Source organism: Kamptonema formosum PCC 10802 (genome assembly GCF_000332335.1).
Taxonomy (GTDB): domain Bacteria; phylum Cyanobacteriota; class Cyanobacteriia; order Cyanobacteriales; family Oscillatoriaceae; genus Oscillatoria.
On record NZ_KB235948.1, the window covers coordinates 1,409,469 to 1,428,647 of the forward strand.

Annotated in this window: 19 protein-coding genes; 4 read left to right on the forward strand and 15 right to left on the reverse strand. The window is 53.3% G+C overall.

Features of this window, described 5'->3' with window-relative positions; all coding sequences use genetic code 11:
• Nucleotides 1–292: hypothetical protein (locus OSC10802_RS54090; protein ID WP_232731627.1), on the reverse strand; the 292-nt coding region annotated here is incomplete at its 3' end.
• Nucleotides 293–1,336: 1,044 nt separating this feature from the next.
• Here OSC10802_RS54090 and OSC10802_RS0106035 point away from each other — a divergent pair.
• Complete coding sequence (locus tag OSC10802_RS0106035) at nucleotides 1,337–1,735, forward strand: hypothetical protein (protein ID WP_017715885.1); 399 nt, start codon at nucleotides 1,337–1,339, stop codon at nucleotides 1,733–1,735.
• A gap of 349 nt (nucleotides 1,736–2,084) precedes the next feature.
• On the opposite strand, the gene OSC10802_RS0106040 is transcribed toward OSC10802_RS0106035, so the two are convergent.
• From OSC10802_RS0106040 to OSC10802_RS38855, 5 genes are read right to left on the reverse strand one after another with little or no spacing between them, the layout of a single operon-like run.
• Entirely contained in the window at nucleotides 2,085–2,369 is a 285-nt protein-coding gene (locus OSC10802_RS0106040; protein WP_017715886.1) for a DUF2442 domain-containing protein, read from the reverse strand.
• Entirely contained in the window at nucleotides 2,341–2,490 is a 150-nt protein-coding gene (locus OSC10802_RS45870; protein WP_082218386.1) for a DUF4160 domain-containing protein, read from the reverse strand. Before OSC10802_RS45870 ends, OSC10802_RS0106040 begins: the two co-directional genes overlap by 29 nt.
• Nucleotides 2,472–2,822 (reverse strand): DUF5615 family PIN-like protein, encoded by a 351-nt coding sequence (locus tag OSC10802_RS0106045; protein WP_017715887.1) that lies wholly within the window; start codon nucleotides 2,820–2,822, stop codon nucleotides 2,472–2,474. The genes OSC10802_RS45870 and OSC10802_RS0106045 overlap by 19 nt, the downstream gene beginning before the upstream one ends.
• A complete protein-coding gene (locus tag OSC10802_RS0106050; protein ID WP_017715888.1) occupies nucleotides 2,819–3,184 on the reverse strand; it encodes a DUF433 domain-containing protein in 366 nt (121 codons plus the stop codon). The genes OSC10802_RS0106045 and OSC10802_RS0106050 overlap by 4 nt, the downstream gene beginning before the upstream one ends.
• On the reverse strand, nucleotides 3,181–6,558 hold the full coding sequence (locus tag OSC10802_RS38855) for an NACHT domain-containing protein (RefSeq protein WP_017715889.1): 3,378 nt from the start codon (nucleotides 6,556–6,558) through the stop codon (nucleotides 3,181–3,183). Before OSC10802_RS38855 ends, OSC10802_RS0106050 begins: the two co-directional genes overlap by 4 nt.
• 221 nt (nucleotides 6,559–6,779) lie before the next feature.
• Here OSC10802_RS38855 and OSC10802_RS0106060 point away from each other — a divergent pair, with 221 nt between their 5' ends.
• Nucleotides 6,780–6,977, forward strand: coding sequence for a hypothetical protein (locus OSC10802_RS0106060; protein ID WP_155967413.1), 198 nt, complete (start codon nucleotides 6,780–6,782; stop codon nucleotides 6,975–6,977).
• 275 nt (nucleotides 6,978–7,252) lie between these two features.
• Here the strand turns inward: OSC10802_RS0106060 and OSC10802_RS0106065 are convergent, their stop codons facing one another.
• From OSC10802_RS0106065 to OSC10802_RS54095, 8 genes are all read right to left on the reverse strand, one after another.
• A complete protein-coding gene (locus OSC10802_RS0106065; RefSeq protein WP_017715891.1) occupies nucleotides 7,253–10,084 on the reverse strand; it encodes a DEAD/DEAH box helicase in 2,832 nt (943 codons plus the stop codon).
• Nucleotides 10,085–10,126: 42 nt separating this feature from the next.
• Nucleotides 10,127–10,276 (reverse strand): hypothetical protein, encoded by a 150-nt coding sequence (locus OSC10802_RS48955; RefSeq protein WP_155967414.1) that lies wholly within the window; start codon nucleotides 10,274–10,276, stop codon nucleotides 10,127–10,129.
• Nucleotides 10,263–10,523, reverse strand: coding sequence for a hypothetical protein (locus tag OSC10802_RS0106070; protein WP_017715892.1), 261 nt, complete (start codon nucleotides 10,521–10,523; stop codon nucleotides 10,263–10,265). Before OSC10802_RS0106070 ends, OSC10802_RS48955 begins: the two co-directional genes overlap by 14 nt.
• Nucleotides 10,524–10,778: 255 nt before the next feature.
• Nucleotides 10,779–12,800: a gamma-glutamyltransferase gene (gene ggt / locus OSC10802_RS0106075; RefSeq protein ID WP_017715893.1), complete on the reverse strand. Its 2,022-nt coding sequence runs from the start codon at nucleotides 12,798–12,800 to the stop codon at nucleotides 10,779–10,781.
• A gap of 24 nt (nucleotides 12,801–12,824) precedes the next feature.
• Nucleotides 12,825–14,240 (reverse strand): S-layer homology domain-containing protein, encoded by a 1,416-nt coding sequence (locus OSC10802_RS47410; protein ID WP_017715894.1) that lies wholly within the window; start codon nucleotides 14,238–14,240, stop codon nucleotides 12,825–12,827.
• A 152-nt stretch (nucleotides 14,241–14,392) separates the two neighbouring features.
• Nucleotides 14,393–14,674, reverse strand: a complete 282-nt coding sequence (locus OSC10802_RS38865; protein WP_369797111.1) for a HEPN domain-containing protein — start codon at nucleotides 14,672–14,674, stop codon at nucleotides 14,393–14,395.
• Between the two features lie 85 nt (nucleotides 14,675–14,759).
• Nucleotides 14,760–15,143 (reverse strand): hypothetical protein, encoded by a 384-nt coding sequence (locus OSC10802_RS0106095; protein WP_017715896.1) that lies wholly within the window; start codon nucleotides 15,141–15,143, stop codon nucleotides 14,760–14,762.
• 1 nt (nucleotide 15,144) lies between these two features.
• Complete coding sequence (locus tag OSC10802_RS54095) at nucleotides 15,145–15,285, reverse strand: hypothetical protein (RefSeq protein ID WP_155967415.1); 141 nt, start codon at nucleotides 15,283–15,285, stop codon at nucleotides 15,145–15,147.
• Between the two features lie 259 nt (nucleotides 15,286–15,544).
• Here OSC10802_RS54095 and rbsK point away from each other — a divergent pair, with 259 nt between their 5' ends.
• The gene (gene rbsK / locus OSC10802_RS0106100; RefSeq protein WP_017715897.1) at nucleotides 15,545–16,474 is read left to right on the forward strand and encodes a ribokinase; all 930 of its coding nucleotides are present in this window, start codon (nucleotides 15,545–15,547) and stop codon (nucleotides 16,472–16,474) included.
• Between the two features lie 111 nt (nucleotides 16,475–16,585).
• On the opposite strand, the gene OSC10802_RS0106105 is transcribed toward rbsK, so the two are convergent.
• The gene (locus OSC10802_RS0106105; RefSeq protein WP_017715898.1) at nucleotides 16,586–17,314 is read right to left on the reverse strand and encodes a ComF family protein; all 729 of its coding nucleotides are present in this window, start codon (nucleotides 17,312–17,314) and stop codon (nucleotides 16,586–16,588) included.
• A 944-nt stretch (nucleotides 17,315–18,258) separates the two neighbouring features.
• On the opposite strand from OSC10802_RS0106105, the gene OSC10802_RS38870 reads away from it, so the two are divergent.
• Nucleotides 18,259–19,062 (forward strand): DUF4114 domain-containing protein, encoded by an 804-nt coding sequence (locus OSC10802_RS38870; protein WP_017715899.1) that lies wholly within the window; start codon nucleotides 18,259–18,261, stop codon nucleotides 19,060–19,062.
• The last annotated feature ends 117 nt before the right edge of the window (nucleotides 19,063–19,179 follow it).

The window sequence follows — 19,179 nt, forward strand, 5'->3', positions numbered from 1 at the left end:
CAGCGAAGTCCACTAAGAAGTCACGCACGAGGTAAAACGAGCTGTTAAATATAACGTCTGTCTCATCGAACAACAGCAGCACCCCACTAGAGGGCTGAGATTTCCCCAAATAGTCACAAGGGAGCAACCGCGACTGAACTCTTGAAGTTAGTGCGACTCCAAGTTGAACGATTAAGTAGAGGAAATTACTCAGCGCATCAGGCTCGGGTGCTGCTGCTGTTTTGGGGGGAAAAGTAGGGGAGCCGGTGTAAATGTAAAGTTTCGTGACAAGTGCTTGACGGGGAGTTCCCACCGGCTATACTGAGAACAGAAGCGAGAAAGCTTCTCTGACAGAACCAACAGCGAAGTCCACTAAGAAGTCACGCACGAGGTAAAACGAGCTGTTAAATCTAACGTCTGTCTCATCGAACAACAGCAGCACCCCACTAGAGGGCTGATATTTCCCCAAATAGTCACAAGGGAGCACCGCGACTGAACTCTTGAAGTTAGTGCGACTCCAAGTTGAACGATTAAGGAGAGGAAATTACTCAGCGAATCAGGCTCGGGTGCTGCTGCTGTTTTGGGGGGAAAAGTGGGGAGCCGGTCTAATGTAAAGTTTCGTGACAAGTGCTTGACGACTATTTTCCACCGGCTATACTGAGAACAGAAGCGAGAAAGCTTCATCTGACAGAACCAACAGCGAAGTCCACTAAGAAGTCACGCACGAGGTAAAACGAGCTGTTAAATATAACGTCTGTCTCATCCAACAACAGCAGCACCCCACTAGAGGGCTGATATTTCCCCAAATAGTCACAAGGGAGCACCGCGACTGAACTCTTGAAGTTAGTGCGACTCCAAGTTGAACGATTAAGGAGAGGAAATTACTCAGCGAATCAGGCTCGGGTGCTGCTGCTGTTTTGGGGGGAAAAGTGGGGAGCCGGTCTAATGTAAAGTTTCGTGACAAGTGCTTGACGACTATTTTCCACCGGCTATACTAACAACACAAGCGAGAAAGCTTCATCCGACAGAACCAACAGAGAAGTCCACATTAGAGTAAACGAGGTACACAACACTGTTAAAGCTAGCGTCTGTCTCATCGAACAACAGCAGCACCCCACTAGAGGGCTGATATTTCCCCAAATAGTCACAAGGGAGCACCGCGACTGAACGGTTTCCGTTAGTGCGATGATAGGGGCTGCCGTAAAATTTTGTTTCGAGATTCCCCATTTCTCCTTGATAGAATGCTAGAGTATTCTCGTTAGCTATTGGGGAACACCTCAAGCTGGCTTCTCAAAGGATCAGCTTTTTTGTGGTTTTTTTTACCCATCGAACGCACAAAAATTAAGAAGATTGACCCATGAAAATGAAACAACTTCTAGCTGCTTTCTTACTCATGATTGCCTTGACTTTCTCCATAGGACAAGGACAAGCACTAGCTCAAACAAATTGTGAAAACGTTATCAGTCAGGGAAGCTCCACCATTGAGAGTGGCTGGTTTACACAACAGACTGCAACGATTGGTTGGTATAAGGGACTTATCACAACAGATGTTAAGTATGACGTTTGTACACCAACTGCTGTGATCAGAGTCAATGGGACAGACTGGAACAAACTGGTTGCAGAGGGGAAACTAAACGGCTTGCGATATGAAGTCTATCAATATGCTGATAAAGATGGAAATTACCAAAATTTCTTGTTCAGGAAGATCGTAAATACCGCGCCAACGACAATTACAGCCGCGCAATTTAGACAGTAACAGCAATGTATTAATCTAAATTGTCTATCTTTGAGCCAATTGTATTAACTTCTATTAGCTCAAAAGATTGCTATCACCAGGCAACTAGTGGCTGAGACTTAAGCAAATCAGCCACTTTTTGTAGGGTTGCTGAAGTTAATAGCTTATTGCCCTATTCATCTTGCAAGGTTATTCTCTGGGAGGTTGAGGATAAATCCATTGGCTCAGATTTAGCACCCTACCCCTACAGATATTAATGTGGTTGCCGGTTACGCTATCGCTAACCCACCCTACATATAGAGGTTCCCAGGCGGAACCTGGGAACGAGGATAACGAGGGTAAGATTAGTAGGGAAAGTGATAAATTGCCCTCACCGGCTAGAGGCTAATGAGACTGACTGATTGCGAGGCGCGGGCGCTCCGCGCAGCAACCCTTCGGTGCTGATATCCTCATCGATTTCTTCCCAGTGGATGCCATAGCCCCCACCACAGATTTGCCACTGTTCCCGCTGTTCTTGAGTCGCATTTAATAATCTGGGAAACCACGCTAAGGGGACTGATATTGTCCGCCCATCCATCAGTTCAACACTGAGGGTGTCTTCGTCTATCTGTACTGCTTTGACTCGCTCATCTGCTTGAGGTGCCAAAATACCCATTCCACGCCTCCAAAAACATTTGTTGATTGGTTTCTACTATTGACTGGAGTTTCCTGAGCTCCCTAGCACTAAATCCAATGTTACGGGCTAGGGTGACTGGTGCTAGCCAAAAGGCAGGTATTGAACGCGGTTGACTAAATCTTCAGGTTCGCTGGCTTTAGCAATGATTTCCAAGTCTCGCACGCAATCGCCAATGGTAACAAGCCGTTGGTGAGCGTAGATAACACCGGCAAAACTCACCCCCTCAACCTGACGGCGGTTCGCTTCGACTAGAAAATCCCGATCTTGTGTGAAGATAACGCGCTTAATTTCGGTAGCGCGGTCAAGTATAATAGGATCTGGGCTGCCGGTTCGACCATCTTCTTGAACAGTCAAAACATCTACTCCTCGCCGGCGCAACCCATCTGTAATCCCTCCATGTACATGTTCGTCCATGTAAAGAGCTACCGTCATTTGATAAGCCCCTGTGCGCGAAGTTTTTTAGCCAGAGGAGATTCACCGGCTTCTTGGCGCAACCTTTCGGCATCCTGGAAGCGGCGCTCCATATCGGCATCAAGTTCCTCTTTGCGATCCCAGTAATACGCTAAAGCGGAATAAATTTGGCTCATACTTAGATAGGGATGTTGCCGGTGGATTTCTTCTGGATTCCAACCGTAAATTAGATGAGCTTCCACTAATTCAACGACTTTCATGGTGGTTCCAGCGATGAGCGGGACATTGCGCTCGTCGAGTTCCACATATTTATGTTCGCTTTTTGTGAGGGTCATGGGTTTCGCCTCGTCGATTCCTTCCCTCTCAATTATAGCATGTTTCATCCGGCGAGTTCGTCAAGCCAACTGAGAATCTCGCTGACTAAATTAGGCTGATTTTGCGGAAACCCCCGCAAGGGCGACTCCACAGGAGCGCCGGCAATCCAGCCGATGTGCGCGGTATCCGTGAGCTTGCGGCAGAATTTCACGAGTGCCGGTTCGGGGGCGCAGCTGTGCAAGATTAAGGCTAATGCCGGTGTTTTAACCCGGCATTTAAGGGCTGTCAACTGTCGCGCCAACTGTGCCGCACTGTTGACTTCGGGCGGAATTTCTGTAGAATTGGGAAAGGCGGCGCTATAAATATTGTTGCAGAGGTGTTGGGCAATTTCTCCGGTGTCTGTTTCCCCTGATAGGGTTTCGGCGTTGATGCAAATTAGCTTGACAGATTCCTGCAATTGCGCTTGACGGGCAATCGCACTCGCAAGCACTTGGGGTAAATTGGCGAGGGTGAGGCTCTGCGGGGGTGTGCCGGTGGTTTGTGTGTGCCATGCCTGATAGAATTCAGGGTACGGCATCGTTTGGGCGCAGTGCCAGATGACATTGTAGCAATCCTTGAATTGCTCAAAGTCATTTTCGTAAGTCTCATCGGATAAGAAATCTTTTAAGCCGGTGACAGCAAGCGCCATTTGAGACTTTTCCAAAATCCTCGGCAAACTCCATGCCGCTTGCCGGCGGGTATTTTCATCCTGAGAGGTGCGGATTAATTCCACACGGGCAGCAATAGCTGTTGGGTTGCCTTGGTCAATTTTCTCTAAGCTCTCTGCCGCTCGCCGGCGGGTAGATTTATACAGAGAGGTGCGGATTAAGTCCACACAGGCATCAAAAGCTATGAGGTTGCCTTGGCCAATTTCTTCTAAGTTGCATACCACTTGCGGGCGGTTATATCCATCCTGAGAGATGTGGATTAATTTCTCAAGGGCAGCAATAGCTGTGAGGTTGCCTTGGTCAATTTCCCCTAAAATCTCTGCCGCGTTCCAGCGGGTATATCTATTCTGAGAGGTGCGGATTAATTCCACAAGGGCAGCAATAGCTATTGGGTTGCCTGGGTCAATTTTCCCTAAGCTCCATGCCGCTATCCGGCGGGTATATTCATCCTGAGAGGTGCGGATTAATTCCACAAGGGCAGCAATAGCTGTTGGGGAGCCTTGGCCAATTTTCCCTAAGCTATCTACCGCTAGCCGGCGGGTATATTCATCCTGAGAAGTGCGGATTAAATCCACAAGAGCATCAATAGCTGTTGGGGAGCCTTGGCCAATTTCCCCTAAGCTCTCTACCGCTTGCCTGCGGGTAGATTCATACTGAGAGGTGCGGATTACTTCCTCAAAGGGCTTGATAGCTTTTGTGCGCTCCGTCTCAAGCAGTGCTTCCCTCGCTACCTCTGGCATCGGATCGAAAAACATCACCAAATCCTGTTTTTTTATCTTTAAATTTCTCTTGAAATCGCCCAAAAACCACTTAACGATTTGCGCCACAATCTCATCTGCTCTGGAGCAATCCTTAAACTCGGCAACACCGGCAGCCGCTAGAAAATAAGCGCGATACCTATAAAAATCCCCGCACCCATCCTCAAACTCAACCAGCGCCTTGATAAACTCCTCTTTCCGCTCCCGCGCCACATCCTCACGCCCCAACCACAGCAAAATCACCTCTTTCCACTGCGGCTCAAAGATGCGGTAATTGGACATCGAGGGTGAGGGTGGCAGGGTGTGATTCAGGAAAAAGCGCCAGTCGTCGCCAATCGCCCGCGCCGCGAAATATTCCTCAAAGGTGGGATGGTAGAAAGCGTACACCGGCTCATCCGGATTTTCCGCCGCCACCCCCACCGTATTGATCCACCCCAGCTTGAGCGCCCAATACCCCAACGATTCCTCGTCTTCCGGATCTCCAAGCACCTGGCAAACCAAGTTATGCCGCAACCGAAACCGGGAGCTCTCTCCCCCCATCGCCCGCAGCGCCAGCTCTCCCAGCTTGGCGTTCAGTGCCTTTTGCTGTTTTGGCTTCGTCGGGAAGCGCTCCCCTTTCCATATATATAGTGCTTTGACAAACTGCTCGTAGAGCTGCGCCTTGGTTTCGGGCAAACCGCCCTCCCGCTTGTGCCAAGTGCGGCACAGCAGCGTCAGGCGCAGGGGATTTTTCACCAAATCCTTGATGCGCTCCTTTCCCGGTTCGTCTAGCGCCGCCCGCAACTGCTTCCCGCGCTCCGAATTGCTGTTCTTGAAGAAATTGTCAATGAATTCCCCCACCCGATCCGGTTCCGAACCCTTCCCACAGCTAAACTCCAGAGTGCGATAGGTGTCAAAACCCGTGAGGGCGTTGGGGGTAGCATCCCAGACATTGACGCGACAGCTCAGCATCACCCGCACCTTCTGCGCCCAACCGGCACGAAGCTGCTCATTGAGCGCCGCCAAGGGATTGGCCACCCCCATCTCATCCGCCCCATCCAGCAGCAGCAACACTTTGCCACTGTCGAGCAGTTGCTCCAGCGCTTCCAGCCATTCCGGGGGTGCCGATTTGAGTTTTCCCGCCGCATCCCGCAGCCAAACTTCCTGCAAATACTTGTCCAGCGGTATGTCGCCCACCGCACCCAGGGAAATCCAAACCGGCACTAAGTCGGTATTCTTCAGCACCCAGCCGGCGCTTTTCTGCAACAGGGTGGTTTTCCCCGCCCCCGGTTCGCCGGCGATCAGCAGCCGTTTGCCTTGGCTTTTGGGAGTTTTCCCCTGCAGGAGAGCTTCCTGGAAAAACTCATCGCTCTCATATTTCTTAGCAATCTCGATTTCTGTGCCGGTGGGTTGGGATAACTCGGAACCCCGTTCGGGAGAGACATCGCCATCGCGTTTGGGACGTTCTTTTCGCTCCACCAATCCCAGGGGCACATAAACCCCGTCCAAGTCCAACTCTATCCCATCCGCGTGCGTGAAGAGATTGCTGGTGAGCTGTCTCTGGACATCCAGCCGTGTGCGGCACACTTGACGCCAGTCGATAGAGATCGCAGTGGGAGATGGCGACTCCGCCTCTTGCGCCGATTGCCAGTTAGGGAACTCAGTCTCCCACAACCACTTAAATGCTAGGTTCCAAGGCTCTTCACCTTTGCGGCGTCGCCCCGGCTTGTTTGATTTAACAATAGGACCGCCAGCCAATTCCAGCTTCTGGCAGATTGTCTGCAAGTGATCTTGGAAAGTCTGCTCGCGATTCACCGCCTCGTCCTGATTTGGCCACACAGAGGCGGCAAGGCTTTTATTCTCCTGTCGAGAATTGGCCCTGTTAAATCGCTGTATAAAGACAGCCTGTGTTTTTCCCGCAAAACCGCAGTCCCTGGCCATTGCCTCCAGAAACTTGGCCTCTACCTCTGGGTTCCGTCCTTGCTCTCCTGCGTTCATGCAGCATCTCAAACAGCGCTTTTCAAACCGTAAAGCCCATAATAGGGAAAAATTAACCCGCTGTCAACCCCCTCAGCACCGGCAGGAGTCAAATAGGAGGATTTCCTATTTGTCTATTTAATCTCTATTTAGGCATCTCCTTTGTTCTGCAAGGAGGAGAAGTTAGGCTGAGTTTAGTGGTCAAGAAGGCACTCATCCTAATTGCGACAGGAGCTGAAAACATGAAAAAACTGCACTCCTCTAAGGTTATCGCTGCAGCGTTTGTAATTCAAGCCGCAATGATTGGCGTGCAGGGAAGCCTGCGAGTCTGGTATGGAGATCCCTTACTGGACATTATCCCGTGGATGGCTGTACAAGGAGCCGCCTTAATCATCGAAGCGGCGAAAGAAACTGAACCCAAGTCCCCTTCCGACAAATAAATGCCAGTAGGGTGGGTAAGCGTTGCGTAACCCACCCCAAAACTTGAATTAATCTGCTTGTCATTTGACACGAGGCAAAAACTCACGCAGTTTTTGAGAATCTCACTCTACTCTTAGCCCGCCTTCGCGGGCTTTCATAGTAGAGCGAGACTCTCAAAATATGCGCGTTTTTTTTCCAGAAAAGACAAGGAAAGGGGGGCAAGGGTTCCCAGAAAGCTCCCCTCACCGCACGCGGGGAGGGGGTTGGGGGGTGGGGTTCTTCCCCGAACACCGGCTCAATTTCCCTGGCAAATTGCATCCAGTAAAAATAGCCCCAATTTCTTGTGCAGTCCTTTGTTTTGATGCGGGCATCCGTGCTGTATCAGGCACCGAGGGCAGCCCGAGTCGCAATCGCAAGCTTGCGCTAAAGATTGCGCCTTATCCGCCAATTTTACGAACTCATTAAAAACTGCTTCCGCCGCCCCATTCCCGCCCTCACAGGTATCGAAAAAGTAGCCTGCAACTGAGAGAGTTTGCCCTTCGCCGCTGCTGAGAACCGCCCCGCTCAAGTCGTGACTGGAACTGAGCACCAGCATGGGAAGGGCAAAGGTAATTTGGTGTTCGATGCTGTGCAGCGCGATGAATGCTGGCGAACTCTCCCACAAGTCTTCTACTTCCTCAAAAAGGCTGCCGGTGCCGGCTTTCCTGAAGCTTTGCTTCACCCCGTTCAGCTGATTTCGTAGGGCTTGAAAAATCCCCCGGTTTATCTCCACCGAAACCACCGGCGCTTCGCACACGGTTTGCAGCGGCTCTTCAAAATTGACTAGCTTTTTCTCTGTCTCGATTTCCGCTTGGCGGGTGAGCCGGTGACAGGAAGGACAGGATTTGCTCCCCACCGGCTTGCGATACATCTTGCAAGAAGAGTTCGTGCAGGTTTTCGCCCACTCTTTGCTGTAGAGTTTGTAACCTGTGACTGAGGTAATAATTTTTCCCCAAGATAGAGTCAGCCTCAGCCGCCCATCTGCAATGCCGGTGGGGATAATTTTAGGCTCAGCAAGGGGTTGCAGCGGGGTGATGTCTGTGTCGCTCACTGCTTCGGTGAGCAAACCGGGATTTTGGCTGTAGGGAATTAAGGTAGCTTTTCCCAGTTCGGTGTCTAGGGTTTCCGAGCGGTATTTGACGAGGTTTCCGCGCTCGTCTTGCGCGGTGTAGATTGCGCCGGGGAAAACTTCCCGGTAGGCGATATGTCGCGACATCTTCTCAAATTCCTCACCGCTTCGCTTGTCGGTGAGTTCGATGGAATCTTGCACCGCGCCGCGCAGGTTGACTTCTCTGTGAGGGTATCCCCGCGCCCAAAGATTTCCAGAGTGGCTGAGGGAAATTTTGTTTTGCTGCAGCAACTCACCGGCAATATTCCCCGCAAAATTGCCAAACCGCTCGCTGAGTTCCACAACCGGCACACCACTTTCAACGCAAGCGCACAGCAAATGTTTCCCCAGGATGGTTGGGTAATCTGGGTTAAAGGAGACGCTCTCCACATCCCCGCGCAGCAGTTTTTCCGGATACTTCCCGTAATAGTAATCCAGTGCGCTTTGGGCGACCGGCAAAAATATCACTAAGCCCGGATTTTGCCGCCCAACTCGCCCGACTCGCTGCCAAAAGGACATAATACTTCCCGGATAGCCGCGAATCAGACAGCAATCCAATTCTGGCAAATCAATGCCGGCTTCCAGCGCAGAGGTTGACAGGATAACTTGGATTTTACCCGATGAAATTTGCCCGAGAATATCCCGCCGGCGCTCATCTTTCAGCGAGCCGTGAAACAGGGCGACTTTTCTCGCCAGATGCTCCTCGCCTTGCAGATTGTTGTGAATGACTTCCAGCAGGCTTTTCACCGCCGAGCGGGAGTTGCAAAACACAATGCCGGTCAGATCGTTGCGCAGCCAGGAAATGACTGTTTTGCCGGCATCTGGATTGGCGGTTTCGCTGGGTTTGAGGCAGATCAGGGTTCGCCCTTTAGAACCGGCACCGCTGCGCTCAATCAGGTGGGCGCGATCGCGTTCCCTGCCGCTAAACCGCTGCGCCATTTCGCGGGGGTTGCCGGTGGTAGCGGAGGCAAAGATATATTGAATACTGCTCGAACAGCCACCGGCTCTGTCTGCAGCTCTCCGCAGCCGGCGCATCAAATTGGCGATATGTGCGCCAAACGCGCCGAAATAGGTGTGCGCTTCATCTATTATAACCCATTTCAGGTTGCGCAGGAATTGCCGCCAGGGCTCACCCTCTTGCAGTTGCTGAACTTTGTAGAGCTGCCGGTGCAGCAAGTCGGGAGTCAGTCCCAAAATTTGCGGCGGGTGCGGGAAAAACAGCTGCTTTCTCTCTTCAATAGAGGTGTCGCCCGTCATCATTCCCACTTTAACTTGCTGCGCCGTTGGGAGCGCTGCGGCGAGGTTTTGCAATTTGCCAAACTGATCTAATGCTAGCGCTTTTAGGGGGAAAATGTAAAGGGCTGTGGCGCGGGGATTGGCGAGGGCGAACTCGAAGATAGCGGGGTTGTAGCAAAGTGTTTTGCCGGAAGCTGTGGGAGTGGCGAGACAGAGGTCTTTTCCCGCTCGCAAACATTCCAGCGCCTCAATTTGATGGGAGTAGAAACTGGTGATGCCGGTGCGGTTGAGAGCGGTGCGCAGCGCCAAAGGAAGGTCCTTCGGTAAGGGGTGTCTCTCGCAATCGGTAGCTGGGGTGATTTCCACAGCGGCGACACTCTCAGAGAGCTCCTCCGCCACAGCGCGAAACCTCTCTTCAGGAATTTTGAGAATCTCCTCACTCAGGGATGGTGCCGGTGGGGGAAGCTCACCGGCAGGAATGATTTCGCCGGCAGATATTGCCCTCTCCCAGTTTAGCACTTGGTGGAGAGTGTTGGAGCCTTTCGGGAAACTCAGCACCAATTTCCCTCCCAGGAGGCTGACGACTTCTCCGGCACCATATTGGCGGGAGATGACAAACTTTCCTCCCTTCAGCCACTCTGGGGGAGTGGGGCTGCCGGTATTGCCGGCTCTGATTAAAGCTGCATAATCTGTTGGGTCTTTTTCCTCTGGCATAGGCGGCTCGCACCCCTCAATTTTCAGCATGTCTTGGTGTTCTAATCATTATACAGGAGGGGGAAATTTTCGTCAAGTCGGGGCGAATGCCGGTGTGTGAGGGGGACACCCCACATCAGAAGTAGGGTGCGGAGCGCCGAAAGTACGGCACCCCACCCCACAAGATGAAAGGGGCGAGAGAATGCCGGTGTTCCCAGGGATGCCGGTATCAATCTTCTTCATCCCCATCAGGCAACTTTTCCATCTCCTCGGCAATCATCGCCTGAAAATCCTGCCCGCAGTGAGACTCCAGATGAATCGCTGACGCTAACAGTTCTGCCAAAATCTCAGCCTGCTGTACAGAACTCAAGTGAGGCAGTTGCAGCTGGTAGAGTAGGGCTTGGACTTTCTGGCACTCTTCACCCAACTCGGCAATTAAGGCTTTCAGGGTGGAGTTGGTAACAGGAAGTGGGCGATCGCTAATCTGCATAGTTGTTATTTCCCCAATCGCTTATTATCGTATAGGGGTGCGTTACGCTTTGCTAACGCACCCTACAAGCTGCTACGCTTTTCATCTCATCCATAAAATAGGACGTAGGACAGGCGTCTCGCCTGTCCCTATCCCTACTAGCAAGTGAGATGCCTTGTCCGTTACTGAGCTGTCTATTGCTATAAATGTACCCCTATGAATTTTAGGGCCAAACATGAAGTGGGGTGCGTTAAGCTCGCACCGGCACCCCACAACCTAAAACCCCCGCGCCGCACCTTCGCCGCGCGGATCGGCTGCTCCATCCAACCCCCCATCCGGCGTCACCACAATTGCATTGGCATTCCCCCAACCGGCTCGCTCGTCAATCTTGTGCCCCCGCCGGCGCAATTCATCGAGCGTTTTCGCATCAAATCCCCCGCTTTCCACTCGCAGCTGATCTGGCAGCCACTGGTGGTGAAATCGCGGCGCACCCACCGCACTACCCGCATCCATATCATACACTAGCACATTCAGCACCACCTGCAGCACCGTGGTAATAATTGTACTCCCCCCCGGAGAGCCGGCAGCCATGCGCAACTTGCCATTTTCTGTTACAATTGTCGGCGTCATACTGGACAGCGGAGTTTTCCCGGGCGCAATCGCATTTGCCTCTCCCCCCACCAAACCGAACAGGTTGGGCACACCGGGAGCCGCCGCAAAATCATCCATCTCATTATTGAGCAGAATTCCCGTTCCCGCCGCCACGACACCGGCACCAAAACGCCCATTCACCGTAAACGTCAGGCTCACCACATTGCGCTGCTGGTCCACCACCGTCAAGTGCGTAGTATCCTGAGACTCACCCTTAGCAAACTGGCTGAGCGTCTTTGCATCCACCGGCTTCACCTGACTCGAAAGTCTAGCGCGTTCCATCTGAATTTCCTTGCGGCGAGACGCACCGTAGGCGCGACTGGTGAGCGCCGCCACCGGCACCTTGACAAAATCCGGATCTCCCAGATATTCTGACCGGTCAGCATAAGCAATTCGCATCGCTTCCGCCATCAGGTGCACCGCGTCCGCATTGTGCCATCCCAGGGATTTCAAATCCGTATCCCCAATAATATTTAAAATCTCCAGCAAGTGCACCCCACCTGACGAAGGCGGCGGCATAGAGCAGATTTCCCAGACTCGGAAAACCCCACACACCGGCTTCCGCCAGATGGGTTTGTAAGCTTTCAAGTCTTCCAGCGATATTATACCGCCATTTTTCTGCATATCAATAGTGATAGCGCGGGCAATCTCGCCGGTGTAGAAACTCTGAGGGTTGGCGGCAATTTTCTCCAGCGTCTTTGCCAAATCCCGCTGCACCAACTTATCCCCAACCGCATACATTTTACCATTGCGGGTGAAAATCTCGCGGGCGGCGGGGTTGCTGAGCAGCATTTGTTGGCGTTCAAGAGCGGATTTGATGAATATCTCACCCACAGCAAAGCCATCGCGAGCGAGATGAATGGCAGGTTGCACCACAGTTGCCCAAGGCAATTTACCATACTGCCGGTGAACTTCATAAAGACCGGCAGCCGTTCCCGGCACCCCCGCCGCCAAATGCCCGTCCAAACTCGCCCTGGGGCGCACCTTACCCGCCCTATCCAGATACATATCGCGCGTCGCACGCATGGGTGCTCGCTCCCGGAAATCCAGCGCTTTCGTCTCGCCGGTATCCGACTGGCGCAGCAGCAGAAACCCCCCGCCGCCGATGCCGGCAGAAAAAGGCTCGGCGACAGAAATCGCAAAAGCCGTCGCCACCGCCGCATCAACCGCATTGCCACCCTGTTTCAGCATAGCCAAACCGGCATCGCTCGCCATAGGGTGAGCGGAGACAACCATCGCCTGCAGTGCCGGTGATTTTTTGGCAGGGTGCCGCTCAAGGGTTGCCGGTTGGCAAGAACCCAGGAAGAGAGAAACCGCCACCCAGAGTGTGACACTAATTGCATGTCGAGATTTGTGCTGGCTTTCAGTGAAAGGGAGGCTGAGCCGGCGCGCGTTCGTATGCCCTGCAATGCCTTTGTCACCGCCGGCAATCCTTTTGTATTGCCCTGCAATGCTTATGTCATCGCCGGCAAAAGCTTGAAATTTGTGCTGACTTTCAGTGAAACGGAGGCAGAGCCTCCCGACACTCACTCCCCGGCTGAGCCAGGGAGCGAAAGAAACGAGGAAAACCCCTTTTTTTTCGCCCTCTCCCCGCTGACGGGGAGGGGGTTGGGGGTGGGGTTCCGGCTCGCAAAAACTTTTAATCATCCTTCTCGTGCCCTCTCAACGGAACTACCGATAGTAACCCGTAGTGCGGAGGAAATTGCGCAAATAATCTAGATATTGAGTGCGATCGCTGCCATCGTAACTGTCGAGCACCTGACTCCAGCCTTCTCGCCCCTCACCGAGCAAGTGTTTTTCTGCCAGGTAAGCAGCCAAAACAGCTCTCACATCCTGATTCTGCGAGCGCCGGTTTTCATAGTCCTGCCACAGCTGGCTGGCACTTGCAGCGACTAAACTGGGGTACTGGCGGGTGACATCAAACATTTGCCCCTGCCGGTACTGCAAGATTTGCAAAGGGGAGGGGACTTCCGGAGCGCTAGCGGCAAATTGCACGCCAAATCTGCGATCCGAACTCTCAAATTCCGGGATGCCGTCGAGGTCGAAGTCTTTCAGCTTGTAACCGGCATATCCCCAGGGCTGTTGCATATAACTGTACTGTCTGGAAGACGGGACGTACCGATAAATTAAGGAATAGGAGCAGCAGCCGCGAGCGCGGGGGAAAAAATCCACCAAAATCTCCGGCTCCCTGTCCCCATCTAAATCTTGCAGCCGGAACCCTAAATTGGCGCTAATTCCCGCCCCCACCGGCAGGGGGGTGTCGAGCAGGATTTCATCCCCCCGCTTAACTTGCAAGCGCGGGTTGGTGTAGACGAAGTTTTCTCTCTCATAAAACAGTTGCGCCCGCACTAAACCGCTAGGGGATGTTTGAATTTCCGACTGCACGCCGGCGGTGTTGGGTGTGGTGACAGCATATTGGGGCGGAACCGGCGAGGCTTTTCCGGAACTGGCGAGAGCTTGACAGATAAAGGAAGCCACTTCCGCTCGCGTCGCTTCCCGATTGGGGTTGAGCAACCGCAGATTGGGATAGTTAACCGCCAGACCTTTTTCTGTTGCGCCGGCAATCCCATTTGCCGTCTCAGGCGGAATTGATGCGGCGTCATCATACACCAAGTTTAAGTCGCTCGCCGCAAAGTTTTTTGGTGTGAAATTCAGCCCGTTGGCGAGGGAAACCAGCGCTTGAGCGCGAGTGACTGGCGCGGCAGGCTGGAATACGCCGCCGGGAAAGCCGGCAAGAAAGCCGGTTTCGCGCGCGGTGTTAAACGCCCTCACCTCCGGACTTTGGGCGCTAGCGTCAGCCGGTGGGGTTTCGCTGCTAGCTGCCGGCGCTTTGCGGAAGGCTTTGCTGACGATTGTGGCGAATTCCCCCCACGTCACCGAGGCGTTGGGGCGGAAGCTCCCATCCCCGAACCCGAGGAAAACTCCCCGATCGGCCAGTTCTTCTACGCACAATTGCGCCCAGTGCCCCTGTACGTCGTAAAATGCAGTCCGGGCTGCGGCTGGAGTTTGAATTGCCCAGGGGAGCGCCGTACTGGCTGCCATTCCCACTGCAGCCAGGAAGGCTGAGCCGATTTGCCATTTATCCATGTTTAGCACCTCTGTTAGTTTGCTCTCTTCTTAGTTATTTTATACCCTTTCCCGCCCTTAACTTTTTGGTCGCCCGCCGGCACTCCGCACACTTTCTTTGCATTTTAGCTCGTTCTACCCAGTTGGGTGCGCTGGGTCGCACCCCGCTTTCCCTACAGCCCGCTCAAGTTAGAAATGACCTCCTCAGCTAATGTTAAACATGTGTTGGCGATTTCAGACAGTCCGGGGAAAAAAGCGACATAATCAGCTTGGTTGCGAAACTTTCGCAAGCGCTTCAAGTTGCGTCCTACTGACTGGCGTAGTGGATCGGGACTGAGTTCAAATTGTTCCGGTACATAGCTGTGAGCGTCACCTGTTGTGGGAATGAAATGCCCCTCCTTATCTTCCAAATTGTCTTTCGCCAAGTTGAAAGCTGCGTAATAGGCCAGATGGATAGCCGCACGCCTTCAGGCTTCCAGACTCTCAGGAGGAGTCGCTTGACTGGCAAGTTCTTTCGCTAGATTAAGGTACTGCAACCAGTCAAAACTCATCGGGGAACTCCAGAAGGGTAACAAACACCTTTCGCACCTCGTATGGGAGCCCCAGCTCCCACTCTTTATCCAAGTGCTTGAGCCGGTCGAGCGCCTCCTCTGGCTCGCGCCCTGTCAAAATTGACAGTATCAAGTCGGCACAGTTTAGGATTTCTGGATCGTGGGCAACCTGTAGGAATAGCTGCTCGTCGGGAAAGTGCCGGCGGATATGTTCGGGAGCGGATCGCAAGGTAGGAACCAGAAACGGATATTTCTCCAGAAACTGCACAACTTCTGCTTTCTCCCGGAAGGTGTACAGTCGCTCCAGTAATTCAATGTCTGACGGGTAAATGGCCAGAGTGGCGGCAGAGCCGGTTTGAACTGAGTCTGTCATATCACACCTCCAAAGCGAGCGCGTATGCTATATATTTTAGCACCCCTAACTGAGATTGACGGCGGCATAGCGTCCAAGTTCCCTGCAGTTCTGGCTTTCCGCCCTTGCGAACCCCGACTAACTCCGATATGGGAATTCCCATATCGGCTGAAAGATATTCTAGAAAAGCCCCTGTGCTATTGAGACGGAGGCATTGCGAATCCCCCGCCTATATCGGAATTGCAATTAACCTACCAGAGATGGTATATCAGAAACCCGGTTTCTTAAAGAAATCGGGTTTTGGGGCCCCCGGCAGTTGCGGAAATCATTTAGAACTGCTATATCAGAGTAGAAATAGCAAAACCACGTTCAAGGTTAGAGACAGGCTTGACTCCCCCCACTCCCGTGATATAATTAGTAATATGAGCGTCATCGTTTTCGGCAGCATCAACATGGACTTGGTAGCCAAAACCCACCGGCTCCCTGTCGCCGGCGAAACAGTTGCCGGTCACACTTTTTTTACCGCCCCTGGGGGCAAAGGTGCCAATCAAGCCGTCGCCGCCGCCCGCTTGGGCGTACCGGCACGCCTCGTCGGGCGCGTCGGCAACGACAGCTTCGGGAAGGAGCTGCTCGCCAGTCTGCAAGCCGCCGGTGTGGACACCGGCAGCGTCTCGGCTGACCCCTCCGCCAGCACCGGCATCGCTGCGATCGCAGTAGATGACGCCGGGGAAAACACCATCATCATCGCTGCAGGTGCCAACGGGTGCGCCGGTGACACGGAGTGCGATCGCCTCGCGCAACTGCTCCCCGGAGCTGCCGCCTTGCTCTTGCAGCTAGAAATTCCCCTCAGCGCAGTCCTCGCCGCCGCCCGCGCCGCCCGCGCCGCACAGGTGCCGGTGATTCTCGACCCCGCACCGGCACGCGCCGGCATCCCCGCCGAACTCTACTCCCTGGCGGACATCATCACCCCCAACGAAATCGAAGCGTCCCAGCTAGCCGGCTTTCCCGTCAGCGATCGCAAAACCGCAGCCCTCGCCGCCGCTGAATTCCGCCGGCGCGGTGCCGGCACGGCGATTGTCAAGCTGGGCGATCGCGGCGTCTTCTGCGCCGCAGCGGAAGAAAGCTTCTTTGTGCCGGCGTTTCCCGTCCGAGTTGCTGACACCGTAGCTGCCGGTGACGCCTTCAGCGGTGCCCTCGCCGCTGCGATCGCAGCAGGCTTGCCCCTGCGCCAAGCCGTCGTCTGGGGGGCAGCTGCCGGCGCTCTGTGCGCCACCAAAGCCGGCGCTCAGCCGTCTCTCCCCCACCGGCACGAATTCGAGGCGTTTCTCACAGAGAGAGGCGTGGAACTTTAGAGTTGCGATAGCGGTTTGCATATTAGAGGTATTGAGAACCCCGGTTTCTTAAAGAAACCGGGGTTCTGGGGCGTACTTCATCAAGCGTGAGAACCGCGATAATTTCACAATTCATTTCTCTGCCCCTCTCTCTCCCGTGTTCTTCCTTGGCGCTCCTTTACGGGGGCGGTTTAGCACAGCCGTTGTTGCGATCGCCGCCACACCGCACACCGAAATCCCAGCAACGCGGAGCGTCTGAGCGGCGGCGCGAACCGTAGCGCCGGTGGTGTAAATGTCATCGAGCAGCAGCACAGGACGCGCGTGCCGGTGGCCCAATCCCTTTCCCACCGTGAAAGCGCCGGCAAGGTTTTGCTCCCGCTCAGCCGCACTCAGGCTGAACTGGGCCTCCGTCTCGCGCACCCGCTGCAAACCGTTTCTTTGTAAAGGTAAACCCGTGACCTCGCAAAAATACTGAGCCAGCAGCTCCGCCTGGTTAAAGCCCCGCTTTTTTAGCTTCGCCGCGTGCAGCGGGATGGGGACAACCGTCACCTGTGCGCCGGCGGCACCCTGACTGTTGCGCCAAGCGTCTCCCAGCCAGTGGCCCAGAGGTCTGGCCAGCTCGGGGTGGTTTTCGTATTTGATTGCCGCGATGGCGCGTTTGAGAGTGCCGCTATACGCCCCCCAGACAAACACCGGCAGTGGGTCTTGCCACAATTGGCCCGGATTGGCCAGCTGGCACTGCTGGAGCTGCCGGTGGCAGTACCGGCACAGCTCGCCCTCAGCTGGGCGCTGGCAGAGGGGACAGTGGGACTTGAGGAATAAGTTGAGGAATCTTTTCAGCGAGTCAGTCCAGTTTCCCATCTTCAGTGGCAGTTCTTTTTTGGATCATCCTAACCTGTATGAGCGTTTCCTGAATTCCTGTCCGAGTCGGGATTTGTGAAGTTTTTTATACTTACCTGAGGCGGCAGGGCTGCTTTGCCCCTCTCATATTAAAGTTTTCACTTCATATAATGTGAACATTTGTCACAGGTAATAAAGAACTGAAAATAATCGTTAAGAGCGAGGGAAAATTCGGGCCGTCCCGCTTAATAACTATTCATAATACACACCCTAAGATACTTCAAGGCTGTGCCTGCCAGAGAACTGGCAGGCAGATAATTTTTAACATTTTGTTTAGATTTTCTGGCTCTGCCACCCTGGCAGTTTTAAGGAGCGGAGATCCCCCCGATACCCTCTCCCCTACCACCTGCGGGGGTGTTCTACTGTGTTTTGCTGCCAACTTCATGAAAACTTTACAATTTTCTGGGAATCTAGGGAGATTTTTTAAAGAGTTGATGAAGGGCGAACATAAGTGATTCTAAGGATATAGGCTAGATATAGCGAACCAACCACAGTAAATACCTCAGACCGGCTTCAGCCTTTTCCCGAGACTGGAGGGCCAAGGCCAAAGGGTTTACTGAGACGGTTAGCTGAAGAGCCCCTGAAACTTGCGCAGTTTTCAGGACAGGAGGCAGTACCTGACTGAACTAAAGCTGGTTATAAAGTGAAGTTCAGTCGAGCGATACGCTTGTTTAATAATTGGCTGAGTCTCATCTGGCAGGCTGATATCGGGGTGCGTTTGGAGTTGGGTATCTAGAGACATAACCTGTCGGGCTTATTCTGACTGCTCACAGACAGCAATAAGCACAAAAGATTGAGGACGAGACTGCAGCCAATAGCGCAACGACTCTGAGTTCTGAATAGAATTCAAGCGTCAGTCAGAGGCTGTTAAAACGTTCTTGTGAATTCCCCAGGAGGGGTCTGTCATGTCTGCACTTTCTCTGAACAAATTCTTGACTTCTACCGCCGGCGTGGGATTGATGACTCTGGCAACAGTGATTACTTCCGGCGAAGCCGCCAGGGCTGTTAATTTCGGCACTTCTTGGGACGGTCCAGGACAATCGCTCCAGGAGCAGTTGGACGCAATTACGGTAGGCGGACCAAACATAGACACAGTAAACGACCAGACCGGTTTTCAGCTGTTCACCAACACGGCAAGCGGCGGATCTGTAGCGAGCTTTATGTTTGAGATAGCCGGTTTTGCACCAGCTAACAAGTTCGGGATATACAATGCAAACGGAGTCAAGGCTCAGCTGTTTGGCGGCGCTAATGACGTGTCAGATCAGTCGTTTATAAGCTTCAACAACGGCGACGTTGCGGTTTCAACCATAGGTTGGGCACCCGGTAACGCTCCACCTCCAAGCGCCGCCCTTTACCAAGGCTTTGGGAACGTCTTCGGTTTTTACCTAGAAAATGGTAACGGCGAGACTTTCTATTCGGAGGCTTCTCGCAACCAGGATGGCTATCAACAAAGTGTGATTTATCAGGGAAACAACCAGACTCAACTCCAGATTCCCGGTAAGAGCGCAGGGACATTTACGGAGAATGAATTCATCATCGCTTTCGAGGATCTCACCCGGGCTGGCAGTACCGACCATGACTTTAATGACATGGTGGTTATGGTAGAATCTGTGAAGCCTGTTCCAGAACCGGCAACGCTTGCCGGTTTGGGATTAGTCGCGGGGGCGCTGGGACTGAAAGGCCGGCGCAAAGCTAGCAAGACTTGCTAGATATAAATCCTAGCAGGTTGTCAAGAGAGTGTTGGCTGATTTCCCCCTGGCCATATCCCGACAAACGGAGGAATAAAACCGGGGAGTTTATCGGAAACAGGTAAAGAAGCCAGAAAC

Bases quoted from the DNA above. Each gene is read 5' to 3' on its own strand.
- OSC10802_RS38870 (WP_017715899.1), top strand. From the start codon at position 18,259: ATGTCTGCACTTTCTCTGAACAAATTCTTGACTTCTACCGCCGGCGTG.
- OSC10802_RS0106070 (WP_017715892.1), bottom strand. From the start codon at position 10,523: ATGCAGATTAGCGATCGCCCACTTCCTGTTACCAACTCCACCCTGAAA.
- OSC10802_RS0106095 (WP_017715896.1), bottom strand. From the start codon at position 15,143: ATGACAGACTCAGTTCAAACCGGCTCTGCCGCCACTCTGGCCATTTAC.
- OSC10802_RS0106105 (WP_017715898.1), bottom strand. From the start codon at position 17,314: ATGGGAAACTGGACTGACTCGCTGAAAAGATTCCTCAACTTATTCCTC.
- OSC10802_RS0106035 (WP_017715885.1), top strand. From the start codon at position 1,337: ATGAAAATGAAACAACTTCTAGCTGCTTTCTTACTCATGATTGCCTTG.
- ggt (WP_017715893.1), bottom strand. From the start codon at position 12,800: ATGATTAAAAGTTTTTGCGAGCCGGAACCCCACCCCCAACCCCCTCCC.
- rbsK (WP_017715897.1), top strand. From the start codon at position 15,545: ATGAGCGTCATCGTTTTCGGCAGCATCAACATGGACTTGGTAGCCAAA.
- OSC10802_RS54095 (WP_155967415.1), bottom strand. From the start codon at position 15,285: ATGGGAATTCCCATATCGGAGTTAGTCGGGGTTCGCAAGGGCGGAAAG.
- OSC10802_RS0106050 (WP_017715888.1), bottom strand. From the start codon at position 3,184: ATGAAACATGCTATAATTGAGAGGGAAGGAATCGACGAGGCGAAACCC.
- OSC10802_RS0106045 (WP_017715887.1), bottom strand. From the start codon at position 2,822: ATGACGGTAGCTCTTTACATGGACGAACATGTACATGGAGGGATTACA.
- OSC10802_RS0106065 (WP_017715891.1), bottom strand. From the start codon at position 10,084: ATGCTGAAAATTGAGGGGTGCGAGCCGCCTATGCCAGAGGAAAAAGAC.
- OSC10802_RS0106060 (WP_155967413.1), top strand. From the start codon at position 6,780: ATGAAAAAACTGCACTCCTCTAAGGTTATCGCTGCAGCGTTTGTAATT.
- OSC10802_RS47410 (WP_017715894.1), bottom strand. From the start codon at position 14,240: ATGGATAAATGGCAAATCGGCTCAGCCTTCCTGGCTGCAGTGGGAATG.
- OSC10802_RS48955 (WP_155967414.1), bottom strand. From the start codon at position 10,276: ATGAAGAAGATTGATACCGGCATCCCTGGGAACACCGGCATTCTCTCG.
- OSC10802_RS38855 (WP_017715889.1), bottom strand. From the start codon at position 6,558: ATGAACGCAGGAGAGCAAGGACGGAACCCAGAGGTAGAGGCCAAGTTT.
- OSC10802_RS0106040 (WP_017715886.1), bottom strand. From the start codon at position 2,369: ATGGGTATTTTGGCACCTCAAGCAGATGAGCGAGTCAAAGCAGTACAG.